This is a genomic window from Nocardia colli, assembly GCF_008704205.1.
Classification (GTDB): domain Bacteria; phylum Actinomycetota; class Actinomycetes; order Mycobacteriales; family Mycobacteriaceae; genus Nocardia; species Nocardia colli.
On the sequence record NZ_VXLC01000004.1, the window covers coordinates 91,169 to 113,422 of the forward strand.

Here is a 22,254-nt window from a genome sequence, read left to right on the forward strand (position 1 = left end):
AGTAGCTACGTATTGATAAGTTTGGCTAACCGTAATTTACTTGTGATTGTTTCAGATCCGAGTTATGCCGTCGAGATATGTACTGCCCTGGCCCGTATTCAGCGGTTGACGCTTTAGCGACTTCGTCAGCACCGGCCGGTCGGTCCGACTGTCTCCGTCACCTATTTCCGCACGTCAAGGGTAATGCGCGCGTTAACGAATGTGATCTACATCACATTGATCTTTACGAAAGCTTACGTTGCAGCGCCGTTACCTAGCGTTTAATGTTCGCCACGAGCCAACCCACAACTGGACCCCGCAGGCCCGGGTCGGCACGTACGTGGTCACCCGGCGGAACCTGGCTCGGTTCCGTTGCCAGCTACCCGTTGCGCCGAACTTACAGCCGGTTACACATCGGCAACAAAGTAACGACACACTGAGCTGGGCCTGAGAGGACCATTGTCCACCTCGAAGGTCGAGGTTGACTGTTTGAACCTGATGAGGGGAAGTATGAGCGAGAACCGCACCAACGGTCTGCGCCGCGGTGTCCGCGTCGCGGGCGTCGGCGCTGCCGCTGCCGTGGCCATGGGACTGCTTTCGACCGGTGCTGCCAACGCGGACACCTTCGTGCCGTTGCCGGACGGTCAGAAGGTCGGCCCGGGCGTGACCGTCAGTCGTACCGGAGAGCGCGCACTGATTTCGCCGTCGCTGTCCGCCAACGGCGCAGGCCGGGTTGTCTGGGTTTCGGGCAACGCGATCGCCGATGTCTCCGTCACCCCGGAAGGAAAGGCCGGTCCGACCAACGGCCCCGCCGGCGGCCCCGGTACCAACAACTCCTCGACGCACGGAACGTCGCAGCTGAACACCGGCTACATCGTCGGCTGCCAGGTGAGCATCGCCGATGACGCGATCTCGGCGGGCGTCTCCGGTGGCATCAACCTCAGCGGCGCCAACGCGGGTGGATCCATCGGCCTCAACCTCGGCCCCGGTCAGGTCAAGTTCGTGCAGATCGACTACAAGGACATCACCAAGCCCGGTACGTACTCGGTCGAGTACCAGGATGCCGAAATCGAGATCCAGGGTTGCGCGGGCTACGCCCAGGCGCGCTCCTACACCGTCGTCGAGATCATCGGCGACGACTACTCGAAGACCACCCTGTACGGGATGCCGTTCAGCATCGGCTGACGTCCGTCGAATCCACGAACAATCTTCTCGCTGAAGCGAACTCAATCCCTCGAGGGGCAGTACAAATGATCAACCGTAAGAACTTGGCACGGATGGCCGGTGTCGGCGCCGCTGCCACCATGGCCTTGGGCCTGTTCTCCACCGGCGCCGCGAACGCCGATACCTTCGTCCCGCTGCCGGGTGGTGAAATCACCAAGACGCTGTCCGACGGCACCGTGGTGACGATCAAGCTGGTCGGCGAATCCGCCAACATCAACCCGTCCATGGGTTCCACCCCGGTGCACCGCAACGCGTGGGTCTCCGGCAGCGCGCAGGTCGAGCTGTCCGGTGCGGCCGGCGGCGCGATCTTCCCGGGCTACACCGTGGGCTGCCAGGTCAACATCGCGGGCGGCGGCGCCACCGGCGGCGTCGAGGGCAATGTCGACTGGAGTGACGGCCAGAACGTCACCGGCGGCGTCGGCGCCAACAGCGGCGGCAACCTGTCGCTCGGCCCCGGCCAGTCCAAGTCGTTCTACGTGCTCGATCTCGAGCAGGCCGACGACTTCGGCAACGAGGCGCACAAGAAGCGCAACAAGTTCAAGGGCACCAGCGGTTCGGTGACTTGGGCCGACGAGACCATCGGCCTGACCGGTTGCGCCGGTTACGCCCAGGCTCGTGCCTTCATCAATGTCGAGGTCGAAACCGACAGTGTCGTCACCTGGGTGACGCTTTGGGGAGCTCCGTTCAGCCTCGGCTGATCAGTGGAGTAACGCACTTCGCAGGTTCACGAAACCAGCCCGTCGCGCCCTATGCGACGGGCTAGTTTCGTGTGCAAACGTCTTGTCCCCCAACAATTTTGGCGAACATATTCGCAGTAACATACTCGAAATCTCTGAGAACTCCGGCGGAAACCAATAACATAAGCTCCACCCGAGATCGTCCTATGACGGGATGGACGGTAAATCACTTGATGGACAGAACATTCCACCAGGTGTGACCGGCCTGAAAGGGGTTAACTCGGCCTCGACAACCCGGGGTCGACCGCTAGAACCTGATGAGGGGAAGTATGAGCAAGATCCGCACCAGGGGTCTGCATCGAGGGGTCCGCATCGCGGGCGCCGGCGCTGCGGCTGCCGTGGCCATGGGCCTGCTTTCGACCGGCGCCGCAAACGCCGATACCTTTGTGCCGTTGCCGGACGGCCAGAAGATCGGACCCGGCGTCACCATCTCGCGCAACAGCGAGCACGCCTTGATCTCGCCGTCGCTGTCGGCGAACGGCGCGGGTCGCGTGGTGTGGGTGTCGGGTAACGCCGTCGCCGATATCAGCGTGACGCCAGAAGGCAAGGCCGGACCCAACAACGGCGCCACCGGCGCCCCGGGTACCAACAATTCGTCGACGCACGGAACGTCGCAGCTGAACACCGGCTACATCGTCGGTTGCCAGGTGAGCATCTCCGACAGCGCGATTTCCGCAGGCATCTCCGGTGGCATCAATCTCAGCGGCGCCACCGCGGGCGGCTCCATCGGCCTGAAACTGGGCCCGGGGCAAGTCAAGTTCGTCGGTATCGACAGCAAGGACATCACCAAGCCGGGCGTCTACTCGGTCGAGTACCAAGACGCCGAGATCGAGATCCAGGGCTGTGCCGGGTACGCCCAGGCCAGGTCTTACACCGTCGTCGAGATCATCGGCGACAACTACTCCAAGACCACCCTCTACGGTGCGCCGTTCAGCATCGGCTGAGCGCGCCGGATCTGTCATCTCTGTTCTCGCTGAAGCGAATTCGATCCCTTAGGACACATATAAAATGATCAACCGTAAAAAACTCGCGCGGGCGGCCGGGCTCTGCGCCGCCGCCACGATGGCGGTCGGGCTGTTCTCCACCGGCGCGGCCAACGCCGATACCTTCATTCCGCTGCCAGGCGGCGAGCTCGTCAAGACGCTGTCCGACGGCACCGTGGTGACGGTCCGGCTGACCAACGAGTCGGCCAACATCAGCCCGTCCATGGGCTCGACCCCGGTGCACCGCAACGCGTGGGTCTCCGGGTCCGCGTCGGTGAACATCCAGGGCGCGAAGGGCGGCGCGATCATCCCGGGTTACGTCGTCGGCTGCCAGGTGAACATCGCCGGCGGCGGCGCCGAGGGCGGCGTGACCGGCGGTACCGACTGGGAGGGCAAGAGCCCGAAGATCGGTGCCACCACCGGGGCCAACCTGTCGCTCGGCCCCGGCCAGGCGACCTCGTTCTACGTCATCGACCGGGAGAAGGCCGACGACTTCGGTAACGAGGTGCACAAGAAGAGCTGGGCTTTCAAGGGCGAGAGCGCTTCGACCACCTGGGCCGACGAGACCATCGGCCTGTCCGGCTGCGGTGGTTACGCGCAGGCTCGTTCGTTCGTCAAGGTCGAGGTGGAGACCGACAACGTCATCACCTGGATTGTCTTGTGGGGCCAGCCGTTCAGCCTCGGCTGATCTCGAATACCCACCAGCCCAAGGTGAACGGGCCCGTCGCTACCGCGGCGGGCCCGTTTTCCGTTCCCGCGCAAGCAGTTTCAGGACTCGTGCTTGCCGCCCGCGCTGCGTTGCCCCTCGGCGAGCAGGTCGCGGATCTGAATGAGCAGTTCGGTGTCGCTGAGCTCGACCGCCTCCTTGCTGAACCGCTTCTTCACGTGCAGTGCGGGCAGCACGAGCACGAGGTACAGCACCGCGGCGATGATCACGAAATTGATCGCGGCGGTGATGATCGGACCGACCTGAACGAAGGTCGCAGGTTTGTCGGCAACGAGCTGGAAACCGAGACCGAGTTCATTGCTGCCGCCGAATACGGCCAGGATCGGGTTGACGATGCCATTGGTGAACGCGGTGACGATCGCGACGAACGCGGTGCCGATGACCACCGCCACCGCCAGGTCGACAACGTTTCCGCGGAATAGAAAATCCTTGAAACCCTTGAGCATTGCCGATATCTCCTCTGTGTGTGGGAGCTGACAAGTCGTGCTCGGCGGTCGACGCCTTCGGTATCGCCGATGCTAGTTGACCTTGATGGCAAATGTGCGGACAACTCAATGGAAGACGACGGTGAGCGCGGTATGCAGCGATGCCGCTGCGACAACTGTGGCATGTTCGGCGTCCATTGCGACCAAGACCACGCGCTCTTTCGTGGCGCGTCCGTCACCCGGGCCGGACACCAGGACGACCGCGGCGTCGGTGGCCAGCGTGCGGGCGGGTCGCGAGCCTTGCTCTTCGCCGCCGACCACGTCGACTCGGTCACCGGCGCGCAGGATTTCGGCGACGGCGGTGTCGGCGGGACGAATCGGCACGATCCGCGCGTCACGCGCACCGGTTGCGACGGCGGCCAGGCGCGGTCCGACGACTCGGATATCGGTGAATACCTCGCCGGTTCGCATCGCCCCGGTCAGGGTGGCGCCGATTACCTCGGCCGAGTCCCGCACGACGCCGTCGGGCAATGCGGTGGATTCGCGGGGAGCCGATCGAAGGTCACTTGCCGCGAGTACGTGGCCCGGCGCGAGATCGTGCCCGGCGACCACGACCGAAGACCGTTCCGCGGCCGGATCGCCACGCAGGAACAAGGCCGCCGCCAGGAAAACCAGGCCGACGGCGAGGAGTCGCCGGAGCAGCAGACTGTCCGCCCAGTGTGGTCGATGCCACACCGCGAAGCGGGTACCGAGATCGCCGAGTGATCGAGTCATGGCCGGATCCTATGACCGCGGCCACACCCGTCGGCCCGGGAAACGGGCTAGCTGTGGATAACTGAGGGGCTGTGGATAACTCGGAGAATCAGCTGGCCACGGCCGTGCTGGCCGAGGTGCTGCTGCCGTTGGACGAGCCGGAATCCGAGCTGGACGACGCAGACGACGAGCTCGACTCCTTCGACCCGTTGTCGGACTTCGCCGGCTCGCTCGCGGTGGACGCGCCGCCGCGGCTGTCGGTGCGGTAGAAACCGCTGCCCTTGAACACGATGCCGACCGAATTGAACAGCTTGCGCAGCTTCCCGGAGCACTCCGGGCATACCGTCAGCGCATCGTCGGAAAAGGACTGGACGATGTCGAAGCGGTTGTCACACTGGGTGCACGCATACGAGTAAGTTGGCACAGCATCCTCCGCAAGTTAGTCCTCTGGCACTCTACAGCCGACAGTGCCAACGTTGCCAATCTACCTTTCATTCCGGGGCGTGATCTTCGCCGAGCCGCTGCAAGCCGCCGCCCGGGGTGAGGGCCCAGCCCATGCGCGCGTCGTGCGGTTCCTCGGGCAACCGGTCCACGAGTTCCGCGTCGCCGACCACCGCGACCAGGCGTGCGTCCGGGCGTGCCGCGGATAACGTCCGGTCGTAATAGCCCGCCCCGCGTCCGAGTCGAACCCCGCGCCGATCCACCGCGAGCGCCGGCACCAAGATCAGCTCGGCCCAGGCGATCGCGGTACTGGGCAGTGATTCGCCGACCGGTTCGAGCAGACCGAACCTGGCTCGGCGCAAGCTGTCCCGCCCGGTGTACTCGGCCCAATCAAGCGGTCCCGGCGGCCCGGTCACCGGAACCAGCACCCGCGCGCCGGCCGTCCGCAAGGCATCCAGCAGCTGCGTCGACCCCGGTTCGCCGCGCACCGGAACATACGCGCAAACCCACTCCGGCACCTCGAGCCGCCCGACGGCCGCAACCAGCGCGAGGCTGTTCATCGCCTGCTCTTCGGCGGTCATCGCCGCCCGTCGAGCAATAATTTCGGTGCGCCATGCATGTTTATCGCGCTCGCCGGGCATCTCCATGGCGATCACCATAGGCTGACCGGACTACCGGTCGGCTCGACGCCGAGTCAGGGGCTGCGACGATGGATAGGGTATGCGCATGACAGCAAAGGCCGGACAACCCGGCGATGCACCGCTGGAGTCGTGCTTCCGCACGGCCGTGGTGCCCGCCGCCGGGCTCGGAACGCGATTCTTGCCCGCGACCAAGACGGTGCCCAAGGAACTCCTCCCGGTGGTCGACACCCCCGGCATCGAACTGGTCGCCGCCGAGGCGGCCGAGTCCGGCGCCCAGCGGCTGGTGATCGTCACCTCGCCGGGCAAGGACGGCGTCGTCGCGCACTTCGTCGAGGACCTCGTGCTGGAGGGCACCCTCGCCGAACGCGGCAAGTTCCAGCTGCTGGAGAAGGTGCGCAAGGCGCCGGGTCTGCTCGACGTGACCTCGGTGGTGCAGGAGGAACCGCTCGGCCTCGGCCACGCGGTCGCGCAGGCCGAGGCGGTGCTCGACGACGACGAGGACGCCATCGCCGTGCTACTGCCCGACGACCTGGTGCTGCCCGCGGGCGTGCTGGACGTGATGTGCCGGGTTCGGCGCAAACGCGGCGGCACCGTGCTGTGCGCGATCGACGTGCCCAAGGATGAGGTCAGCGCCTACGGCGTGTTCGACGTGGAGACCGTGCCGGACGCGGTGAATCCGAATGTGCTGCGGGTCAAGGGCATGGTGGAGAAGCCCGCGCTCGCCGATGCGCCGTCCACCTTCGCCGCGGCCGGCCGATACCTGTTGGACCGCGCCATTTTCGACGCGCTGCGCCGAATCGAGCCCGGCGCGGGCGGGGAATTGCAACTCACCGACGCCGTCGCGCTGCTCATCGCCGAGGGGCATCCTGTTCATGTGGTCGTACACCGTGGGTCGCGCCACGATTTGGGCAACCCGGGCGGCTATCTTCGTGCTGCGGTCGATTTCGCTTTGGAACGCGACGAATACGGCCCCGCCCTCCGGGAGTGGTTGGAGCATCGGCTCGGTCCCGACTGGGATCCGCAGCTGACGACCTACGACTGAGGCGTCGGGTTTCCTCGATAGTGGGCCGTCGGGTACCAATGATGGTTCACCATCACGCGCGCCGAAAAGGTTGTGCCGAAGCGAAATCGCGCGGTGGAATCACAGGTGTGCGGAGAGATCAGGAAGGGCTGGATGCGCTCGGTTGAGGATCAGCAGATCAAGGTGACCGCCGCGGCGGTCGCCCCTCGGCCGGTCCGGGTCGCGATTTCCGAGGCCCAGGGCCTGCTGTGTGCCGAGGACGTCGTCACCGAACGACCGCTGCCCGGATTCGATCAGGCGGCGATCGACGGCTACGCGGTGCGCAGCGTCGACGTGGCCGCCGCGGGCACCGACATACGCAACGAGGACGACGAACTCGTCGACCTGACCCTGCCGGTGGTCGGCGAGGTGATCGCCGGATCCCGCCAGCCGATCCGGTTGCAGCCGCGCCAGACCGTCCGGGTCGACACCGGTGCGCCGCTGCCGACGCTCGCGGATGCCGTGCTGCCCTTGGACTTCACCGACGGCGGCCGGGCCAAGATCAAGATCTACGAGCCGGTCCGGTCCGGCGACTACGTGCGGCGCATCGGCGACGATGTACAGCCCGGCGACGTCGCCGTGCGCGCGGGCACCATCATCGGCGCGGCCCAGGTGGGACTACTAGCGGCGGTCGGGCAGGACAAGGTGCTCGTGCATCCGCGGCCGCGGCTGTCGGTGATCTCGGTGGGTGGCGAACTCATCGATATCGATCGGACGCCCGGCCCCGGCCAGGTCTACGACGTGAACTCCTACGCGCTCGCCGCCGCGGCCAGGGACGCGGGCGCGGACGTCAACCGGGTCGGCATCGTGAGCGCCGATCCGCGCCGGCTGCGCGACGTGGTCGAGGGGCAGCTGGTGCGCTCCGAGGTCGTCGTCATCGCCGGCGCCGTGGGCGGCTGGGCCTCCGATCAGGTGCGTGAAGCGCTCGTGGGGCTCGGCGAACTCGAAATCGCCCGCGTCGCCATGCATCCCGGCTCGGTGCAGGGCTTCGGCCGGCTCGGGCGCGACGAGGTGCCCACCTTCCTGCTGCCGTCCAACCCGGTCGGCGCGCTGGTCGTGTTCGAGGTGATGGTGCGTCCGCTGATCCGAATCGCGTTGGGGCGCAGGCATCCCATGCGCCGGATCATCATGGCCAGGACCATCACGCCGATCAGTTCGATGGCCGGGCGCAAGGGGTACCTGCGCGCGCAGCTGATGCGCGACGAGGCCACCGGCGACTACCTCGTACAACCACTCGGCGGCGGCGCGGGCGCCTCGTCGCACCTACTGGCCACCCTGGCCGAGGCGAACAGCTTGATCGTGATAGATCCCGACGACACCGAGATCCGCACCGGTGACGAGGTCCGGGTCGCTTTCCTCGCACAGCGCGGCTGAGGCGTGGAGGCGATGAACGTGTTCCGGGTCACCCAGCATCCCGGCTGGCCCGCGCGCCTGGGCCCGATCCGGGTCGGCGCGGGGGAGGTGACGTTGCGTCCGGTGCGGTTGCGCGACGCCGCCGCGTGGAGCCGAATCCGGTTGCAGGACAGGGCGCATCTGGAGCCGTGGGAGCCGACCGGTCGCGGCGCGTGGGAGGCGCGCAACCACGCGTCCAACTGGCCGTCGCTGTGGTCGAGCCTGAAGGCCGAGGCGCGGCGGGGCGCGATGATTCCGCTGGTGATCGAGGTGGACGGCGCGTTCAGCGGGCAGCTGACCGTCGGCAATATCGTTCGCGGCGCACTGCGTTCGGGCTGGATCGGTTACTGGGTCGCCAAGGAGCTCAGCGGTCAAGGGGTCGCGACCGCCGCGCTGGCGCTCGGCCTCGACCATTGCTTCGGCCCGATCGGGCTGCACCGGGTCGAGGCGACCGTGCGGCCGGAAAACCTGGCCAGCCAAGCGGTCCTGCGCAATGTCGGTTTTCGCGAGGAAGGACTGCTGCGCCGCTACCTCGACGTGGACGGCGCCTGGCGCGATCACCTGCTGGTCGGCATCACGGTCGAGGAGCTCATGGGCACCGTCGTCGACCGGCTGGTGCGGGAGGGCCGGGCCGTCCTACCCGGATAAACGTGCAATACGGACACGCCCGGCGCATTCGACGCGCGGAGGAATTGGTGGCTTTGTGACAGGTGTGGCGGGTGTGCACGGCGCGCCTGCCGTATCTCGACGCGTCCCGGAATTAACCTACGGACGTCGGAGGTGCGTCCTGCACCCTCGGCAGGGAGCCTGCGAGGCGACCGGCGTCCATGCCGCAGCGACGGACGGAAGCCGGGCGGACGCGGGGCGTGCTGCGCACCGCTCGCCGGCCGAACGGACCAAACCAGGCCGGGACGGAGGTGCTGACCGAGATGCCGAACTCGATCTTGTGGATCGGACTGGTCGTGCTCTGGGTCTTCGTCCTGTTCCCCATTCTTGCCGACCGGCATCCGAGGATCCGGCGGACCACCGACGCCGCCCTCGCCACCCGCGTGCTCGTCCGCGGAGATTCCAAGCGGCGCACCAAGAGTGGACCGGCCGCAGGCCACGAAACCGACCCCAACTGGCGGCCTCGCCGCGCACAGAGAAAGCATGCCCACAGCGATGATGCGGAGGACCGGATGACAACACCGGCCGACGAACCAGTCACCGAAGGTGACCTACCGGCGATCGCCGAATCCGCGGCATCCCACCCCGATCCGGACATCGCTGACGCCGAGCTCGACCACACCGAACTCGCCGAAGCCGAGCCGGCCGACCCGGCCGCCGAGCCGTCCGACGACGAAACCGTAAGCGCGGAAGCCGATTCCGACGACGAACTCGCTGCGCGCGACGACGATACGGTCGATGATGACGAGGTGGGCGAAGAGCGCACCGAACCGGTCGCGGCCCGGATACCCCCCGCACCCTCCACCGCTCCCGCGCGCGTCGAGCACGACGACGACTACTTCGACGACGAGCACGACGCCCGCCGCGCCCGCGACGACTACGACCCCGACGACCTCGACTATGTCCCCACCCGCCGCGGCCGCGGCGGCTACGACCCCGAGGCCGACGCCATCGCCCGCGCCGCCCGCTACACCTTCCGCCAGCGCGCCGTCCTCGGCCTCGTGCTGGCCGGCCTGCTGTGCGGCGGCCTCGCCGTCGCCCTGTCGCCGCACTTCTGGTGGGGCTGCGCCCTCGCCGCCGTCGTCCTCATCGGCTACCTCACCTACCTGCGCAAGCAGGTACGCATAGAAGAGGACATCCGCCGCCGCCGAGCCGCCCGCCTCAGCCGCGCCGAACAACTCGGCGAACACCCCGGCCCCCGGCAATCCCACGCCGCCCGCGCCGCCATGGACCGCGACACCGCCCGCGCCTTACGCCGCCGCTCCGCCCTCCTGGAAACCGACGACGAAGACCCCATGTTCGACCACCTGGACCCCTTCGACCCCGCCACCGCCCGCGCCCTCCGCGACCGCACCGGCGGCGGCGACATGCGCCGCGCCGCAGGCGAATAACCCCACCCGCGTAACTCCGAATAACCCCAGGTAGACCACCCGATTCGGAGTCTCGCAGCAACCTTTGCTACAGTGACACAGCGCGGTTCCCCGGAGCCGCACGGGGCTATAGCGCAGTTGGTAGCGCGTCTCGTTCGCATCGAGAAGGTCAGGGGTTCGATTCCCCTTAGCTCCACCAAAATCCCAGCTTCGGCTGGGATTTTTGGTTTCCGGACCTCTTTCGTGTCGGCTAATTTTCCAACTAGGTCCCAACTAACCCGGGTCAGGTGGTTTCAGAGCCATCCCTTACGCCGGAAGAGGATGTGGACCAGGGTGGCGAGGGTGATCATCAGGGTTAGGGCGGCGGGGTAGCCGTAGGTCCAGGAGAGTTCGGGCATGCCTTCGAAATTCATGCCGTAGATTCCGGCGACGAGGGTGGGGGCGGCGGCGGTGGCTACCCAGGCGGAGATTTTGCGCATGTCTTCGTTTTGGCGGATGCCGACCTGGGTGAGGTTGGCGTTGAGGACTCCGTCCAGGAGTTCGCGGCGGGCGCGGACTCGGTTGTCGATGTGGCGGAAGTGGCGGTCGATTTCGTGCAGGGCTTGTTCGCCGATGTTGGTGCTGTAGGGGTCGTCGGCGATCCAGGTGGGGAGGCGGCGGCGGACCAAGCGTTCTAAGGGTTCGTCGACGAGTGGGGCGGTGGTTTGCTCGAATTCCATCAGTAGGCGGCGTAGTCGGTAGATCTGCTCGACCGGATTTGCGCTGTCGGTGGAGAAGACTTCGCTTTCGACCTGTTTGATCTCACGGTCGAGGTGGTCGAGCAGGTCGAGGTAGCCGTCGATGATGAAGTCGAGGACGACGCGGAAGGCGGCGAGTGGGCCGCCGGCGAGATCGGAATGGGTGGTTGGGGGAGTGATCTCGGCGCCGACGGTGACGATGAAATCCCTTCCTACGGCGAGCAATACATCGCCTACGTCGAGGGAAATGCCTTCGGGGTCGAAATGGCCCGTGGGCATTGCGACGACAACGGTCTCGCCTTGGACTTCCAAACCTGGACGTTGCAGGTTTCGATGAGCCTTGGACAGCAAGACCGGATCCAGGCCCACCGCCTGGCGCAGTTGGGCGAGATCATCGTCGTCGAGATCCCGCACACCGATCCACGCGAATGCTCCCGGCGTTTTATGGCTGCTATCCGAGCCCGTTGCCCGGAGGTCGGGGCGCAGCTGTCCGTCGAGGTAAACGGCATCGTCCGTGATCATGTCGGCATTGTGCCTGGGCATCAGGATCAGCATGCGCCGCAGGTCCCGCAGCTCGACGGCGACCGTAGAACCGAGCAGCGTGTGCGCTCCGACCCGTCCCGAGTTGTCTACCCGAAACCTCGCCGCGGAATTTCGGTCAGCACCACACGACTGGGTTGCCGGTGTCGACGGCGGCTTGGAGTACCCGGGTCAACGGGTTGAGGATGTAGTCGAAATGATCGGGGTCGACCGGCGAATTCTGCACGCGCAGCCGGCGCGGATAGTTCGCGGATTCCTTCGGGTTGATCGGCTCACGCACCGGAACTCGTGTTCGCTGTCCGGTGTCGAGGTTGGTGAACGAGGTTCCGCCTCGCCACGATTGTTTCTGGGTGAAGTTGCGCGCCCGGAAGATCTCCGATTCGGGGTCCGTGGCGGTGATGGTGAAGCCGGCGTCGGCATCGAGGGCATAGTTGTGCTTCGTGCGCCCGTCCCAGATGAAAACGCCGCTATAGGACGGTACGCCGGTCATCAGCGTTTCACCGGTCGAGGCGTCGACGAGGTTGGTTTCGGTGCCGACATCGGATTGCGTTCGCAACAGGTCGATTTCGACGAGCGCGGCCGCGGCTGACGAGGGTGACAGCATGTCGCCGTTGTTGTTGGGAAGTTCCGTGGAAAGGGTCGGGAAGTCGGCTGTCCCCGCCGCCGCCAAGGCTGACTGGAAGAGCCTGTAACCGGACCAGTTCGCGATCCGTTCGGATACGAGGTCCATGTGTTTGTGCGGACACGCGCCGTTACGGATCCAGCTGTCGACACGGTGATGCTGTTCTTCGTGTCCTTCGTACGGCATCGAGAACATCAGGTAGCCCTCGCCGTCCTCGACGATCTGGTCTGCCGGGACCGGCGCAGTCGTGGTGCGGCCGTCCTGCCAGCATCGACAGCGTACGAAAGCGTCCAACCCCATTTCGCCATCGTAAGTGGCGGACTGTGTCCGCAGCGATCCATATTCGCCACCGCGGTGAGTTCCGGCTCGCGCAGATATTGTTCCGACTGCGCGCCGTCGCTATCTGTACGGCGCTGTGCACCAACACCTTCCGGCACAAAGGCCGGTCAGGACTCGGACTCGCTGCCTTTGCGGGTCAGGGCGGTGAGGGCATCCAGGTGGGCGTGGTAGGCGGTGCGGCCTTTGAAGGTGAGCGCGAGCCAGGTTTTCGGTTTGCGGCCCACGTATCCCTTGGTGACGAGGAGATATCCGGCAGCTTCCAGGACGGTCGTCGCTTTGGAGAGAGCGGATTTGTTCAGCTCGCACAGCTCGGCGACGACCAGGAATTCGGCCTCGCTACAGCCGTCGAGGAACGCGACGAGTTTCAGCCGCGGCAGCGAGCCGAACAGCTCGTTCAATTCCCCCATCGTGCGATCCACCGCCGGAATTTCCACGATGCGGTCTGTGGACGTGCCCCGTCGTACCAGATCCACCCGCCCATGATCAGTCCGCACAATATTTGCAGGCCCACGGTGAGGGTGGGATTTCCGAGGCTGATACCCGGAACGATGAGCACCGCGAGCAGCACGACGATGAACTTCCACTCCGCCAGCGGGCGCGGAACGAGACCGCGCGCTCGCCGGAGCCGGCGCATCCGCCGCCCAATTGTGAAGGAGACCGCCATCGAGGCGAGTGCGGCGACGGTGAGGGTCCATGCGATCGGATCGTCGAATTCGCGTACGCTCGCCACGCCGAGCAGCGTGACGAACAGTCCGGCGAACACGCCGGTCGCGACGGGTCCCCAGGTGGGCAGAGCGGCGGCTTCATGCGCCTGCCGAGTGGTGGCGGCCGCGATGTCCAGCGCCTGCTGTGGGGTCTGTGCCTCTTGCATAAGCCGACCGTACCTTAGGAGTTTCCAATTGGAAACCGGTTTCCGGCAGCCGAATGCGATGTCGCGCAGGGTGATCGGCCCAGACTCGGTCGAGCACCCTGACCACTCAGGATTCCGGCTGAAGGAAACTGGTTGCAAGGCAAGATCGGTGTGGGCTAACCTCCAGCCGATTGCAGAGTGCAACCGGAAGGGTCTCGATGTCACAGTTGGTTCGGGTTCAGAACTTCAACATCTCCATCGACGGGTACGGCGCCGGTATCGGGCAGACCATGGAGCGCCCGTTCGGGGACGCGGATGCGAGCGCGCTGTTCGCCTGGTGCGGCCCCACCGCGCACTGGCCCAACCGGACCGACCCAGGCGGGAGTTACGGCCTCGACGACTACTTCACCCGCGACTACCGGAACAACATCGGCGCGGAAATCATGGGGCGCAACAAGTTCGGACCGCAGCGCGGACCGTGGGAGAACCACGATTGGCAGGGCTGGTGGGGTGACGAACCGCCGTTCCGCACACCGGTGTTCGTGCTCACGCACCACCTGCGTCCCTCGATCACCTTGGGCGAAACCACTTTTCATTTCCTCGACGCGTCCCCGAAGGAGGCGTTGGAGCGGGCATTCGAGGCCGCCGACGGCAAGGACGTACGCCTCGGCGGCGGAGTTGCCACCGTCCGCGCGTTCCTCGACGCGAATCTGATCGATCAGCTGCACGTTGCCGTCGCCCCGGTTGAACTCGGAAGCGGAGAGAGGCTGTGGACCAGCCCGGATGAACTCACGGACCGTTTCCATCTGGAGAAGGTCCCGAGCCCGAGCGGTGTGACGCACCATCTGTTCTGGCGGCGCTGACCAGCCGACATAACGAAATCTGTTGTTCCACAAATGGTTCACTGGCAGTTCCACGCCGATCCCCGGACCTCTGTGCGCGGGTGACGGCCTCGCCGAGATCATGGCCGCGGGTGGCCTGCACAACTACCAGCTGAACCTGCACGACGAGTACGGCCCGGTGGTCCAATTCCGGCTTCCGGGCGCGGAGACCGCGGTGTCGGTCGCCGACCCGGTGCTGCTGGAATCCACCGCCACGATCGACAAGCATCCGGAGAAGCTGTTCGAATTCCTTGCACCACTACAGGAATCGGGCAATCTCCAGACCATCCCCGCCGCCGAACATACGCCTTGGCGGCGAGTACTGCTGTCGGTCCTGGCCGGACGTCCGTCGCACGAGGCACATTTCGGACGGTTCGTGACCCTGGTCCGCGAACTGGCCGATCAGTGGGCGGCAGCACAAGGTCCAATTGCCTTGCAGCAGAACCTCAGTGCACTATCACTGCGCATGATCTGCGCTTATGCCCTCGGTAGTGGAGCTGACTCCCCCGAACAGGCCGGACAGATCGTATCGGCGTTCGAGGACGTACTGCCCGAGCAACTGGCCCGGCTGTATCAGATCGAAATGCCGGGCACCGACGAGGAGCGCAGGGATAGCGCGCAACAGGCCCTGACCTATCTGCGGACGACTGTGGACAACGTGCTGGCCGCACACGCCGACCAGCAGCAAGGCGACGGCAGCGACCTGATCGCCGCGCTGGCCGCCGCAGGCCAACCCGCAGCACGGATCCGCGACACCGTCCTGATGACCATGCTGGCCGCCCACCACACCACGGGCGTCGCCGTCTCCTGGACCCTGTACCTACTCGCACAGCACCCGGACGCGGCCGACCGAGTCGCCGAAGAACTCGACCGCGTCCTCGGCGACCGCGACGTCCCCGATTACGCGGATCTGAAAAACCTGACCTACCTGACCATGGTGCTCGAGGAATCAATGCGGCTCTACCCGCCGGGCCCCTACGGAGCCCGCGAAGCCACCGAAGACCTCCGCATCGGCGACCACGAGGTCTCCACCGGCACCACGATCTTCTACCCGATCTGGGCGGTCCACATGAACGCCGAATATTGGCCGGAGCCAAAGGCTTTCAACCCGGAAAGGTTCGCCTCGACAGAGACGGGCAAACGTCCCAGACTCGCCTACATCCCCTTCGGCCTCGGCCCACGAAGCTGCGAAGGCACCTCGCTGGCCATGGTCGAAGCCGAACTGATGCTCGCAGTCCTGTTGCGGCGCTTCCGCTTCGAAGTCGACGCCGACCATGAGGTAATCCCCATCGAACGCTTCGTCCTATGGGCGGCCGATGACATCCTGATGAACCTCACGCCACGAAACTAGCGGTGCAGGTAGACCGGTAGCCGGGAATGCCCGTTGGAGATAAAACTGCTCACCGCCCGCAACTCGGTCGGGTCGCCGGCCAAACCGAGCTCCGGAAACCGAGCGAACAACGCGGGCAGCGCGACCTGCGCCTCTAGCCGGGCCAGCGGCGCACCGAGACAATGGTGAACCCCGTGCCCGAACGCGAGGTGCTGGCCTTTGGTGCCCCGATGCACGTCGAAATCATCGGCGGTGGGCCCATGTACACGAGCGTCGCGACCAGCCGCGGCGTAGGACGCGAGGATCGCATCGCCCTGCGGAATACGAAAGCCATCGATGTCGAGATCCTCGACCGCATACCGAAGCGGCAGGTGCGCGAGCGGCGCTTGGTACCGCAACGCCTCCTCCACCACGTCGGCCCAACTCGACCTTCCCTCGAGCACATCGGCCCGCTGCCCCGGATGGGTCAGCAGCGCGAAAATCGCTTGGTCGAGCAGGTTTACGGTGGTCTCGTGCCCGGCGCTGATGATCAGCATCAGGGTGTCGACGAGTTCCTTCTCGGTCAGCTGGCCGCCGTCTTCGTCGTAGGTAGAGGTCAGCAGACTGGTGATGTCGTCGCCAGGCTCGGCTCTGCGGTAGACGACGAGTTCGCCTATCAGCCCGTACATTTCGAGATAATTGGCCGGCGGATCCTTCTCGGTGTCCGAGGTGTCGAAGAATCTGTCCACGCAGAAGTGCAGTGGTGCGGCCAAATGCTCTGGGAGGCCGATCAATTCGCTGATCACCCGGATCGGCACCGGGTAGGCGAATTGCTGCCGCAGGTCGACCACCGCGCCGGGCAGGATCGCGGACAGCTGGTCCAGCAGGTCGACGGTGATCGCTTCGATCCGCGGACGCATCGCCATCGTCCGGCGGTGCGTGAAGGCCGGGGCGATGAGTTTCCGCAGTCGCCGATGCTCGGCCCCGTAGGCGGTGAACATGTTGTCGACACCGACCCACGAGCGCAACGGCCAATCCGCCGGGATCTCTCCCGTGTTGAACGCCGTCCAGTGCTGCCGCGCGTCCTTGGACACCCGCGAATCGGTCAGCAATCGGCGGAGTACAGCGGCATCGGTCACCGACCATGCCGGAACATCGCCGGGCAGCACGACCCGGGTGATCGGGCCGCGTCGGCGGATCCGGGCCGACTCACCTTGGATATCGTCACCGGCGGTGTCCAGAACGATTGGTTCGTGTTCCATGTACTGACTCCTTAATCGCCCGAATTACGGTGAATCACAAGCCATCTCGCTATCCTGCCGACCTGATCGGACACCTTCGAAGCTTATGCAGGCCGGCACCGCGCACGCTTGGACCGCTGCGCCATCCGAATGGAACATGCGCGCCATGACCGCCGCCGCGGCGGACAAATCGCAAGGTGTGTCGTAAACGGCCGAGGTTGAACTGGAGCGCGCGTGAAAATAGGCTCCGAACAGGGAACACGGAATGGCAGGTGATGGGCAGCACCGAGGCAGGAATCGCCGGCTCGCACGGAGGGTTCTCCCTGGACTCCACCGTCGCGGGCGCCGTTTCGCGCGGGTTCGACATCTTCCGCCACGGATGGCAGACGCAGGTCGGTGACGCCTTCCCGCTGCCGACCTTCAGCCAGACCACGACCGGCGATTTCCGGGTTCGCAGCCGGGTCGCCAAGCTGCGCGACGTGGCGATCACCGATCTCGACAGCGCGTCCGCCATCCGGACCGCGGGCACCCCGTACGGCTACGCGGACCAGGTGCGGATGTATGTCGTGCGGCGCGGCATCTGGTCGTTGGGCGGGGTGCCCGGACACGCCGAACACACGGTGCCGGCCGGGCAGTTCATCCTGCGGCACGGGCAGCCGCTGCACTTCGGGGCGGTGCCGCACACGACCGTGCAGATCCTCACGCTGCCGTCCGCCGCCTTCGAGGCGCGGCTCCGGAACCGCAGCGTCATCGAGTCTGCGGACTCCGCCGAGATGCGCCTGCTGCTGGCCCACACGAACATGGTCCACGCGGCGGTGACCGACCTCGGTTCCGCCGGTGTGCACGCCGCGCACGGCGCCCTGCTCGAACTGGCCAAGGCCGTGGTGGCCGGCCGCTTCGACGACGCCGAACCCGAGCTCAGACCTGCGCTCATCCAAGCGGCGAAGGAAGCGGCGGACCGCCGGCTCGCCGATCCCGAGCTGTCCCCGGTGCTGCTGGCCCGGGAACTCAACGTCTCCGTGCGCACCCTGCAACGGGCGTTCACCACGGCGGGTGAGTCGGTCACCGGCTACATCCGCCACCGCAGGCTGGAAGAGGCCCGGTTCGCCCTCGCCCAGGCCCGTCCGCCGAGCGTCACCGAACTGGCCGCGCACTGGCAATTCTCCGACAGCAGCCACTTCATCCGCGCCTTCAAGAAACGCTACGGTCAGACGCCCGTCGAGTACGCCCGTTCAACGAGGACCGCCGGGTCCTAAAGCCCTGGCGGACAACATCCCTCGTGCGCCTGTGGCGTCTCCGATGCCCAAACACGCACTGCCGGAGAAGATCCCGAGTTCATAATGCACGGCATCGGCATCGAAAGAGCTGACGAGAACGCCGATCTCGTAGTCGCCGGGGTAGGTCACCTCGCCGATGTAGTCGATCCGATACGACGACGGCGCCAGATCCGGCACCAGCCCGTCCTCGTCGAGCGCCGCGGCGGTGAACGTCGCGACAGCCTCGTCGTACCAGGTGGTGAGTGCGAGGTAATTGACGTGCTGATTGATATCGACGTCACCGATCCGTGCGCGCAGCGGAGCGAAAAACGCGTAATGATCCCGCTTTTGACGCTCCGTGCCGGGACGATTCTCCGTCGTCGCACTCGAATCCGGAATGGACAGATCGGTGAGATCCGCGATCAACTCATCCGGCAGCGCGAGCGGCCCCGCCGGACCGAGATTCAGCACCGTGGACCCGCCGCGACCCACCTGCTCGCCCCTGGAGAACACCGCCTGCTCATAAGTGAACGACGACCGTCCGATACGACGAATACCGGTGTGCACCTTCACCTCAGCCTGAGTACCGTAAACGGGCGCCAGTTGCTCCACCTTCTGACTGACGAAAATGATCTGATGGGGCCCGAATTCACCGGCGTCGACGAGCCGCTCGAACCGGGACATCCGCACCCGTATCCGAGCGTCCTCCAGCCAGCGAGCCATCCCGACCGTGCTCACGGCCCCGTTCCGCCCGAGATCGCCCTGCCGCACCCGAATGTCGCTCTGGACCGGAAACACGGGGTTACTGATGGTGTTCATGAAATGACCATAGGAAAGTAGTCCCGGCCCGCACTTGAACAACCGCGCCAACCGGATGGAACATCCGCGCCAATTGTGCGGGGTGGTTTCTCAATCAGCGCGTAGGTAGAACGATGCCCCGGCTCATAGCGACTAATTGCAATGCATCACAAGAACTTCCCTGGGTTCGCCGCCACCTTTCGGTGCAGTACCGGGCGATTCGCGCGATACGCCTCGACCACCGATGTCAGTTCGTGCGGACTGGCCCCGTGCATGATCACGGAGTGGCAGCCGAGGTCGTACTCGCGGGAGATCTTCCGCACGCACTGTTCGGGTGTGCCGTACGCGGCGGCGCTGAGCCACTCGTCGGGGATGAGGGCGTCGAACTGCTCCAGGACATCGACGGACGCGGACGCATCGATGGGTCCGGCCGCGGCAGCGTCGAGGAAGAGCTGGGTGGTGCGGATTCGCTCCCAGACCTGGGGGTCCCAGCCGTTGGCGCTGATGAGGACGTCGGCGTAGGCCTGTAGGTAGGTGACCAGGCGGCCGGTCCGGCGGCGCAGCCGATCCTCTTCGGAGAGTGCGTCACTCGCGGTCGCCAGGCACGACCAGATTCGGACGCTGTCCGGATCCTTACCGGCCCGTTCGGCGCCACGGCGCACCGCCGCAACGGAATTCGTGGTCGCCTCCTCGGAGAAGAAGGTGTGCAGGATGACGAAATCACCTATCTCACCGGCGAGTTCGAGGGTTTTCGGGCCGACCGCGACGAAGCCGATCGGCGGCGAGTCGGTTAACCCGTTCTGGTGGTACAGGACTGGCCATGAACCCGCCGGACCTTTGCGATCGATCAGGGTTTCGCCGGCCCAAAGCCGGCGCAGAATATCGACGAAGTCCCGCAGTTGGGCTTCGGTGACAGCCGGGAGCCCGATCGCCTTCCAGTTCGCCGCCATACCGCGGCCGAACGCCATCGCATATCGCCCTTCGGTCAGCGCCTGCATCGTCGAACCCATGGTCGCCGTGACCATCGGGTGCCGGGTGTGGTGATTCGTCGCAGCGGCCGCGACACCCAAATCAGTGGTGCACCCGGCAATTCCACCGGACAGCACCGCGGAATCCTTCACGGTCATCCGTTCACCGATCATGCACGATCCGAGGCCGATCTCCTCCGCGGTGCGCGCTTCCGGAAAGAGAACGCGGGCATCGGCGGGGTGCCGGGTGACGCAGTAGTAGGCCAGTTCGTTGAGCTGTTCAATCACGAGAGTGGTTCTCCCCAAGTAGTTTCCGGGACGGATATCAGGCGCCGAGTTCGGCGAGCAGTTCTTCGACGAGCGACTTGTGATGGAAAAGAACCTCGATGTCGTCGGGACGTTCCATCTCGCCGAAATGAACCTGCCGTCCGCCGGAGCGCATGAAGACGACGCAGTAGTTGAGCGCGGCATACAGCGTGTACCAGGTGAGGTCGCCGATCTGCACGCCCGAGTACTCGCGATAGGTCGCCGTCACGTCCTCCGCGCGCAGGAAGTCCGGCATCCCGGGCAGCCCATACGTATTCGCGATGGTCTGGAAAACGCGGTGCGCGAAGATCAACCAGGCCAGGTCGAGTTCGCGGGGACCGATCGTGGCCAGTTCCCAGTCGAGCACCGCGACCGGCGTGAAGTCCCGGTACATGCAGTTGCCGATGCGGGCGTCACCCCAGGACAGCACGGTCTCGCCGGTGTCGGGCAGATTCGCCTTGAGCCACACCAGGATTCGCTCTACCAGCGGCGACGTTCCACTGTCGCGGGCAGCGAATTCGTACCACTCCTCGGCGCGGTTGAGGGTTCGTTCGAGCGGGCTCGAACCCGGCTGCCGCGGATCGAGGAAGGCGAAGGTAGCGGCCGCGTCCGGAATGGCGTGCAGCTTGGCGATGGCCCCGATTGTGCTGTGCTGCAGGCGGATTTGCTGTTCGGGGCGCGCGTCGAAGAGCCAGTTGTCGCCGAAGGTGTAGGGCATGACGTCGGGCGGCACCAGCCCGTCGACGCGGTCCATCAGGAGAAACGGAGTGCCCAGCACGTCACCGGTCGGCTCGATGAACCGCACCCGCGGGACGGGAACCTCGCTCGATTCGGCCACGATGCGCATGGCATCGAACTGATCCGGCAGGCTGTAGCTCGCCAGGATCGGGAAGTCGCCGGGCGCCGGCACCATGCGGGCGATCAGTTCGGCGGACTGCGCACCCCCGGCTTCGGTCCAGTTCGCGTGCAGCACCATGGTTTCCGCCGACATGCCGTTGCTGTCGATGCCGGATCGCAAGGTGACGTCAGGTTCGGCGCCCGGCGGGAGTTGCGTGCTCAGCCATTCGGTGAGGTGCGGGATCAGCGTGCTGGTGTCGCGGCTACTGCGTTGCAGCCGCATGCCCTTTTCGGCCCGAGGTTGAGACATCGATCACTCCTGACAGCTGTGCGAAAACTGCGGTCAACCATCGGTCGCCGCCGCACAATTGTCAACAAGGGTTCTCAATGAATGGGAGTTACTCCAGGTAGGCGGTGGTTGCCTCGACCAGCCCGCGCAGTGCACTCGCCACGTCGGCCGCCGACGTCAGCCGACGCTCGTTATTGATGCCGCGAATCGCCGGCGGGATCAGGCACCGGACTCGATGCACGTGGTCCGGATCGAGCGGCAGGCCGGCCAGTGAGTGCTCGAAGGCTCTGAGCCACGCGTCCTCGTACCCGGCCATGGCCGCCGAGGTCTGCGGAAAGTGCGCAAGTCGTTCCGCCTGGTCGGTGGGCAGCCCGGCGCGCAATGTCTCCACCGCGCGTCCCTCGGGCGCACCCAGGATGGTCCAGATGGCATTCACCATTTCGCCCACCCGCTCCTGGATCGAGCCGGTGAACCGCGGCCAGGTCTCCGGACTGTTCGCGCCGCTGCGATCCGTCAGCTCGATCAGCACCGCCGCCCACAATCCGTCCAGGTCACCGAATTGATGTTTCAGCGTCCCCCAACTGACGCCCGCCGCACGCGCCACCCGATTCGCCGACAGCGGTTCGCCGGACCCTTCCGCGAGGCAGGTGATGGCGACGTCGAGCAGCCGCTGCCGGGTTTCCCTGCCCTTTTTATTGAGCCGAGTTCCGGCCGCGGACTGCATTGTCGGCCCCGCTCCGGTCATCGGTACCTCCCTTTCGCCGAACAGCCATCGGAAGCCTTTCACACTGTGCGTTCTGCCGACGCCGGGCAATCGATCGTCGGTGTGCGCGACATACCTATGGCAGGTTCCGCGTCTACCGATGTCGCGGATCGAATTCGG

Annotated in this window: 24 protein-coding genes and 1 tRNA gene; 12 read left to right on the forward strand and 13 right to left on the reverse strand. The window is 65.7% G+C overall.

The features are described 5' to 3' along the window. Nucleotides 1-489 precede the first annotated feature (489 nt). The 4 genes from F3087_RS12240 (at nt 490) to F3087_RS12255 (ending at nt 3,611) form a co-directional block, all read left to right on the forward strand. Complete coding sequence (locus F3087_RS12240; RefSeq protein ID WP_150402041.1) at nt 490-1,164, forward strand: MspA family porin; 675 nt, start codon at nt 490-492, stop codon at nt 1,162-1,164. 65 nt (nt 1,165-1,229) lie between these two features. Continuing rightward, entirely contained in the window at nt 1,230-1,901 is a 672-nt protein-coding gene (locus F3087_RS12245) for an MspA family porin (RefSeq protein WP_150402042.1), read from the forward strand. A gap of 308 nt (nt 1,902-2,209) precedes the next feature. Next, nucleotides 2,210-2,884, forward strand: coding sequence for an MspA family porin (locus tag F3087_RS12250; protein WP_150402043.1), 675 nt, complete (start codon nt 2,210-2,212; stop codon nt 2,882-2,884). Between the two features lie 64 nt (nt 2,885-2,948). Next, nucleotides 2,949-3,611 carry an MspA family porin gene (locus tag F3087_RS12255; RefSeq protein WP_150402044.1) on the forward strand — a complete coding sequence of 221 codons (663 nt, stop codon included), beginning with the start codon at nt 2,949-2,951 and terminating at the stop codon, nt 3,609-3,611. A gap of 80 nt (nt 3,612-3,691) precedes the next feature. Here F3087_RS12255 and mscL read toward each other — a convergent pair whose 3' ends face one another. The 4 genes from mscL to F3087_RS12275 form a co-directional block, all read right to left on the reverse strand. Continuing rightward, nucleotides 3,692-4,096, reverse strand: coding sequence for a large conductance mechanosensitive channel protein MscL (mscL, locus tag F3087_RS12260; protein WP_150402045.1), 405 nt, complete (start codon nt 4,094-4,096; stop codon nt 3,692-3,694). 105 nt (nt 4,097-4,201) lie between these two features. Beyond that, nucleotides 4,202-4,849 carry an SAF domain-containing protein gene (locus F3087_RS12265; RefSeq protein WP_150402046.1) on the reverse strand — a complete coding sequence of 216 codons (648 nt, stop codon included), beginning with the start codon at nt 4,847-4,849 and terminating at the stop codon, nt 4,202-4,204. A gap of 88 nt (nt 4,850-4,937) precedes the next feature. After that, nucleotides 4,938-5,252 carry an FmdB family zinc ribbon protein gene (locus F3087_RS12270; protein WP_150402047.1) on the reverse strand — a complete coding sequence of 105 codons (315 nt, stop codon included), beginning with the start codon at nt 5,250-5,252 and terminating at the stop codon, nt 4,938-4,940. 67 nt (nt 5,253-5,319) lie between these two features. Further along, on the reverse strand, nt 5,320-5,916 hold the full coding sequence (locus tag F3087_RS12275) for a 5-formyltetrahydrofolate cyclo-ligase (protein WP_223885033.1): 597 nt from the start codon (nt 5,914-5,916) through the stop codon (nt 5,320-5,322). 79 nt (nt 5,917-5,995) lie between these two features. On the opposite strand from F3087_RS12275, the gene F3087_RS12280 reads away from it, so the two are divergent. From F3087_RS12280 to F3087_RS12300, 5 genes are all read left to right on the forward strand, one after another. Further along, a complete protein-coding gene (locus F3087_RS12280) occupies nt 5,996-6,952 on the forward strand; it encodes a UTP--glucose-1-phosphate uridylyltransferase (protein ID WP_150402049.1) in 957 nt (318 codons plus the stop codon). A gap of 132 nt (nt 6,953-7,084) precedes the next feature. Next, nucleotides 7,085-8,344: a molybdotransferase-like divisome protein Glp gene (gene glp / locus F3087_RS12285; RefSeq protein WP_150402050.1), complete on the forward strand. Its 1,260-nt coding sequence runs from the start codon at nt 7,085-7,087 to the stop codon at nt 8,342-8,344. A 12-nt stretch (nt 8,345-8,356) separates the two neighbouring features. Further along, nucleotides 8,357-9,010, forward strand: coding sequence for a GNAT family N-acetyltransferase (locus tag F3087_RS12290; protein ID WP_150402051.1), 654 nt, complete (start codon nt 8,357-8,359; stop codon nt 9,008-9,010). A 281-nt stretch (nt 9,011-9,291) separates the two neighbouring features. Continuing rightward, nucleotides 9,292-10,419 carry a divisome protein SepX/GlpR gene (sepX, locus tag F3087_RS12295; RefSeq protein WP_150402052.1) on the forward strand — a complete coding sequence of 376 codons (1,128 nt, stop codon included), beginning with the start codon at nt 9,292-9,294 and terminating at the stop codon, nt 10,417-10,419. Nucleotides 10,420-10,521: 102 nt separating this feature from the next. Next, nucleotides 10,522-10,597 (forward strand) — tRNA-Ala (locus F3087_RS12300). 94 nt (nt 10,598-10,691) lie between these two features. Here the strand turns inward: F3087_RS12300 and F3087_RS12305 are convergent. From F3087_RS12305 to F3087_RS12320, 4 genes are all read right to left on the reverse strand, one after another. Then, nucleotides 10,692-11,657 (reverse strand): CorA family divalent cation transporter, encoded by a 966-nt coding sequence (locus F3087_RS12305; RefSeq protein ID WP_191093932.1) that lies wholly within the window; start codon nt 11,655-11,657, stop codon nt 10,692-10,694. Between the two features lie 136 nt (nt 11,658-11,793). After that, nucleotides 11,794-12,597 (reverse strand): hypothetical protein, encoded by an 804-nt coding sequence (locus F3087_RS12310; RefSeq protein WP_150402054.1) that lies wholly within the window; start codon nt 12,595-12,597, stop codon nt 11,794-11,796. A gap of 146 nt (nt 12,598-12,743) precedes the next feature. Then, the gene (locus F3087_RS12315; RefSeq protein WP_150402055.1) at nt 12,744-13,043 is read right to left on the reverse strand and encodes a transcriptional regulator; all 300 of its coding nucleotides are present in this window, start codon (nt 13,041-13,043) and stop codon (nt 12,744-12,746) included. Next, nucleotides 13,031-13,507: a hypothetical protein gene (locus F3087_RS12320; protein WP_150402056.1), complete on the reverse strand. Its 477-nt coding sequence runs from the start codon at nt 13,505-13,507 to the stop codon at nt 13,031-13,033. The genes F3087_RS12315 and F3087_RS12320 overlap by 13 nt, the downstream gene beginning before the upstream one ends. Before the next feature lie 197 nt (nt 13,508-13,704). Here F3087_RS12320 and F3087_RS12325 point away from each other — a divergent pair, with 197 nt between their 5' ends. Both F3087_RS12325 and F3087_RS12330 read left to right on the forward strand, forming a co-directional pair. Next, on the forward strand, nt 13,705-14,349 hold the full coding sequence (locus F3087_RS12325) for a dihydrofolate reductase family protein (RefSeq protein WP_150402057.1): 645 nt from the start codon (nt 13,705-13,707) through the stop codon (nt 14,347-14,349). 22 nt (nt 14,350-14,371) lie between these two features. Further along, a complete protein-coding gene (locus tag F3087_RS12330) occupies nt 14,372-15,718 on the forward strand; it encodes a cytochrome P450 (RefSeq protein WP_223885034.1) in 1,347 nt (448 codons plus the stop codon). Here F3087_RS12330 and F3087_RS12335 read toward each other — a convergent pair. Continuing rightward, nucleotides 15,715-16,938, reverse strand: a complete 1,224-nt coding sequence (locus tag F3087_RS12335; RefSeq protein ID WP_150402058.1) for a cytochrome P450 family protein — start codon at nt 16,936-16,938, stop codon at nt 15,715-15,717. The genes F3087_RS12330 and F3087_RS12335 overlap by 4 nt on opposite strands. A gap of 254 nt (nt 16,939-17,192) precedes the next feature. Between F3087_RS12335 and F3087_RS12340 the strand changes: the two genes are divergently transcribed. Further along, nucleotides 17,193-18,173, forward strand: coding sequence for a helix-turn-helix domain-containing protein (locus F3087_RS12340; RefSeq protein ID WP_150402816.1), 981 nt, complete (start codon nt 17,193-17,195; stop codon nt 18,171-18,173). Here the strand turns inward: F3087_RS12340 and F3087_RS12345 are convergent. From F3087_RS12345 to F3087_RS12360, 4 genes are all read right to left on the reverse strand, one after another. Next, complete coding sequence (locus F3087_RS12345; protein ID WP_150402059.1) at nt 18,150-18,992, reverse strand: acyl-CoA thioesterase; 843 nt, start codon at nt 18,990-18,992, stop codon at nt 18,150-18,152. The two genes, F3087_RS12340 and F3087_RS12345, sit on opposite strands and share 24 nt — an antisense overlap. Before the next feature lie 146 nt (nt 18,993-19,138). Next, entirely contained in the window at nt 19,139-20,224 is a 1,086-nt protein-coding gene (locus tag F3087_RS12350; protein ID WP_150402817.1) for a TIGR03857 family LLM class F420-dependent oxidoreductase, read from the reverse strand. 40 nt (nt 20,225-20,264) lie between these two features. Beyond that, complete coding sequence (locus F3087_RS12355; RefSeq protein ID WP_223885035.1) at nt 20,265-21,392, reverse strand: phosphotransferase family protein; 1,128 nt, start codon at nt 21,390-21,392, stop codon at nt 20,265-20,267. An 88-nt stretch (nt 21,393-21,480) separates the two neighbouring features. After that, nucleotides 21,481-22,116 carry a TetR/AcrR family transcriptional regulator gene (locus F3087_RS12360; protein WP_150402060.1) on the reverse strand — a complete coding sequence of 212 codons (636 nt, stop codon included), beginning with the start codon at nt 22,114-22,116 and terminating at the stop codon, nt 21,481-21,483. Nucleotides 22,117-22,254 lie beyond the last annotated feature (138 nt).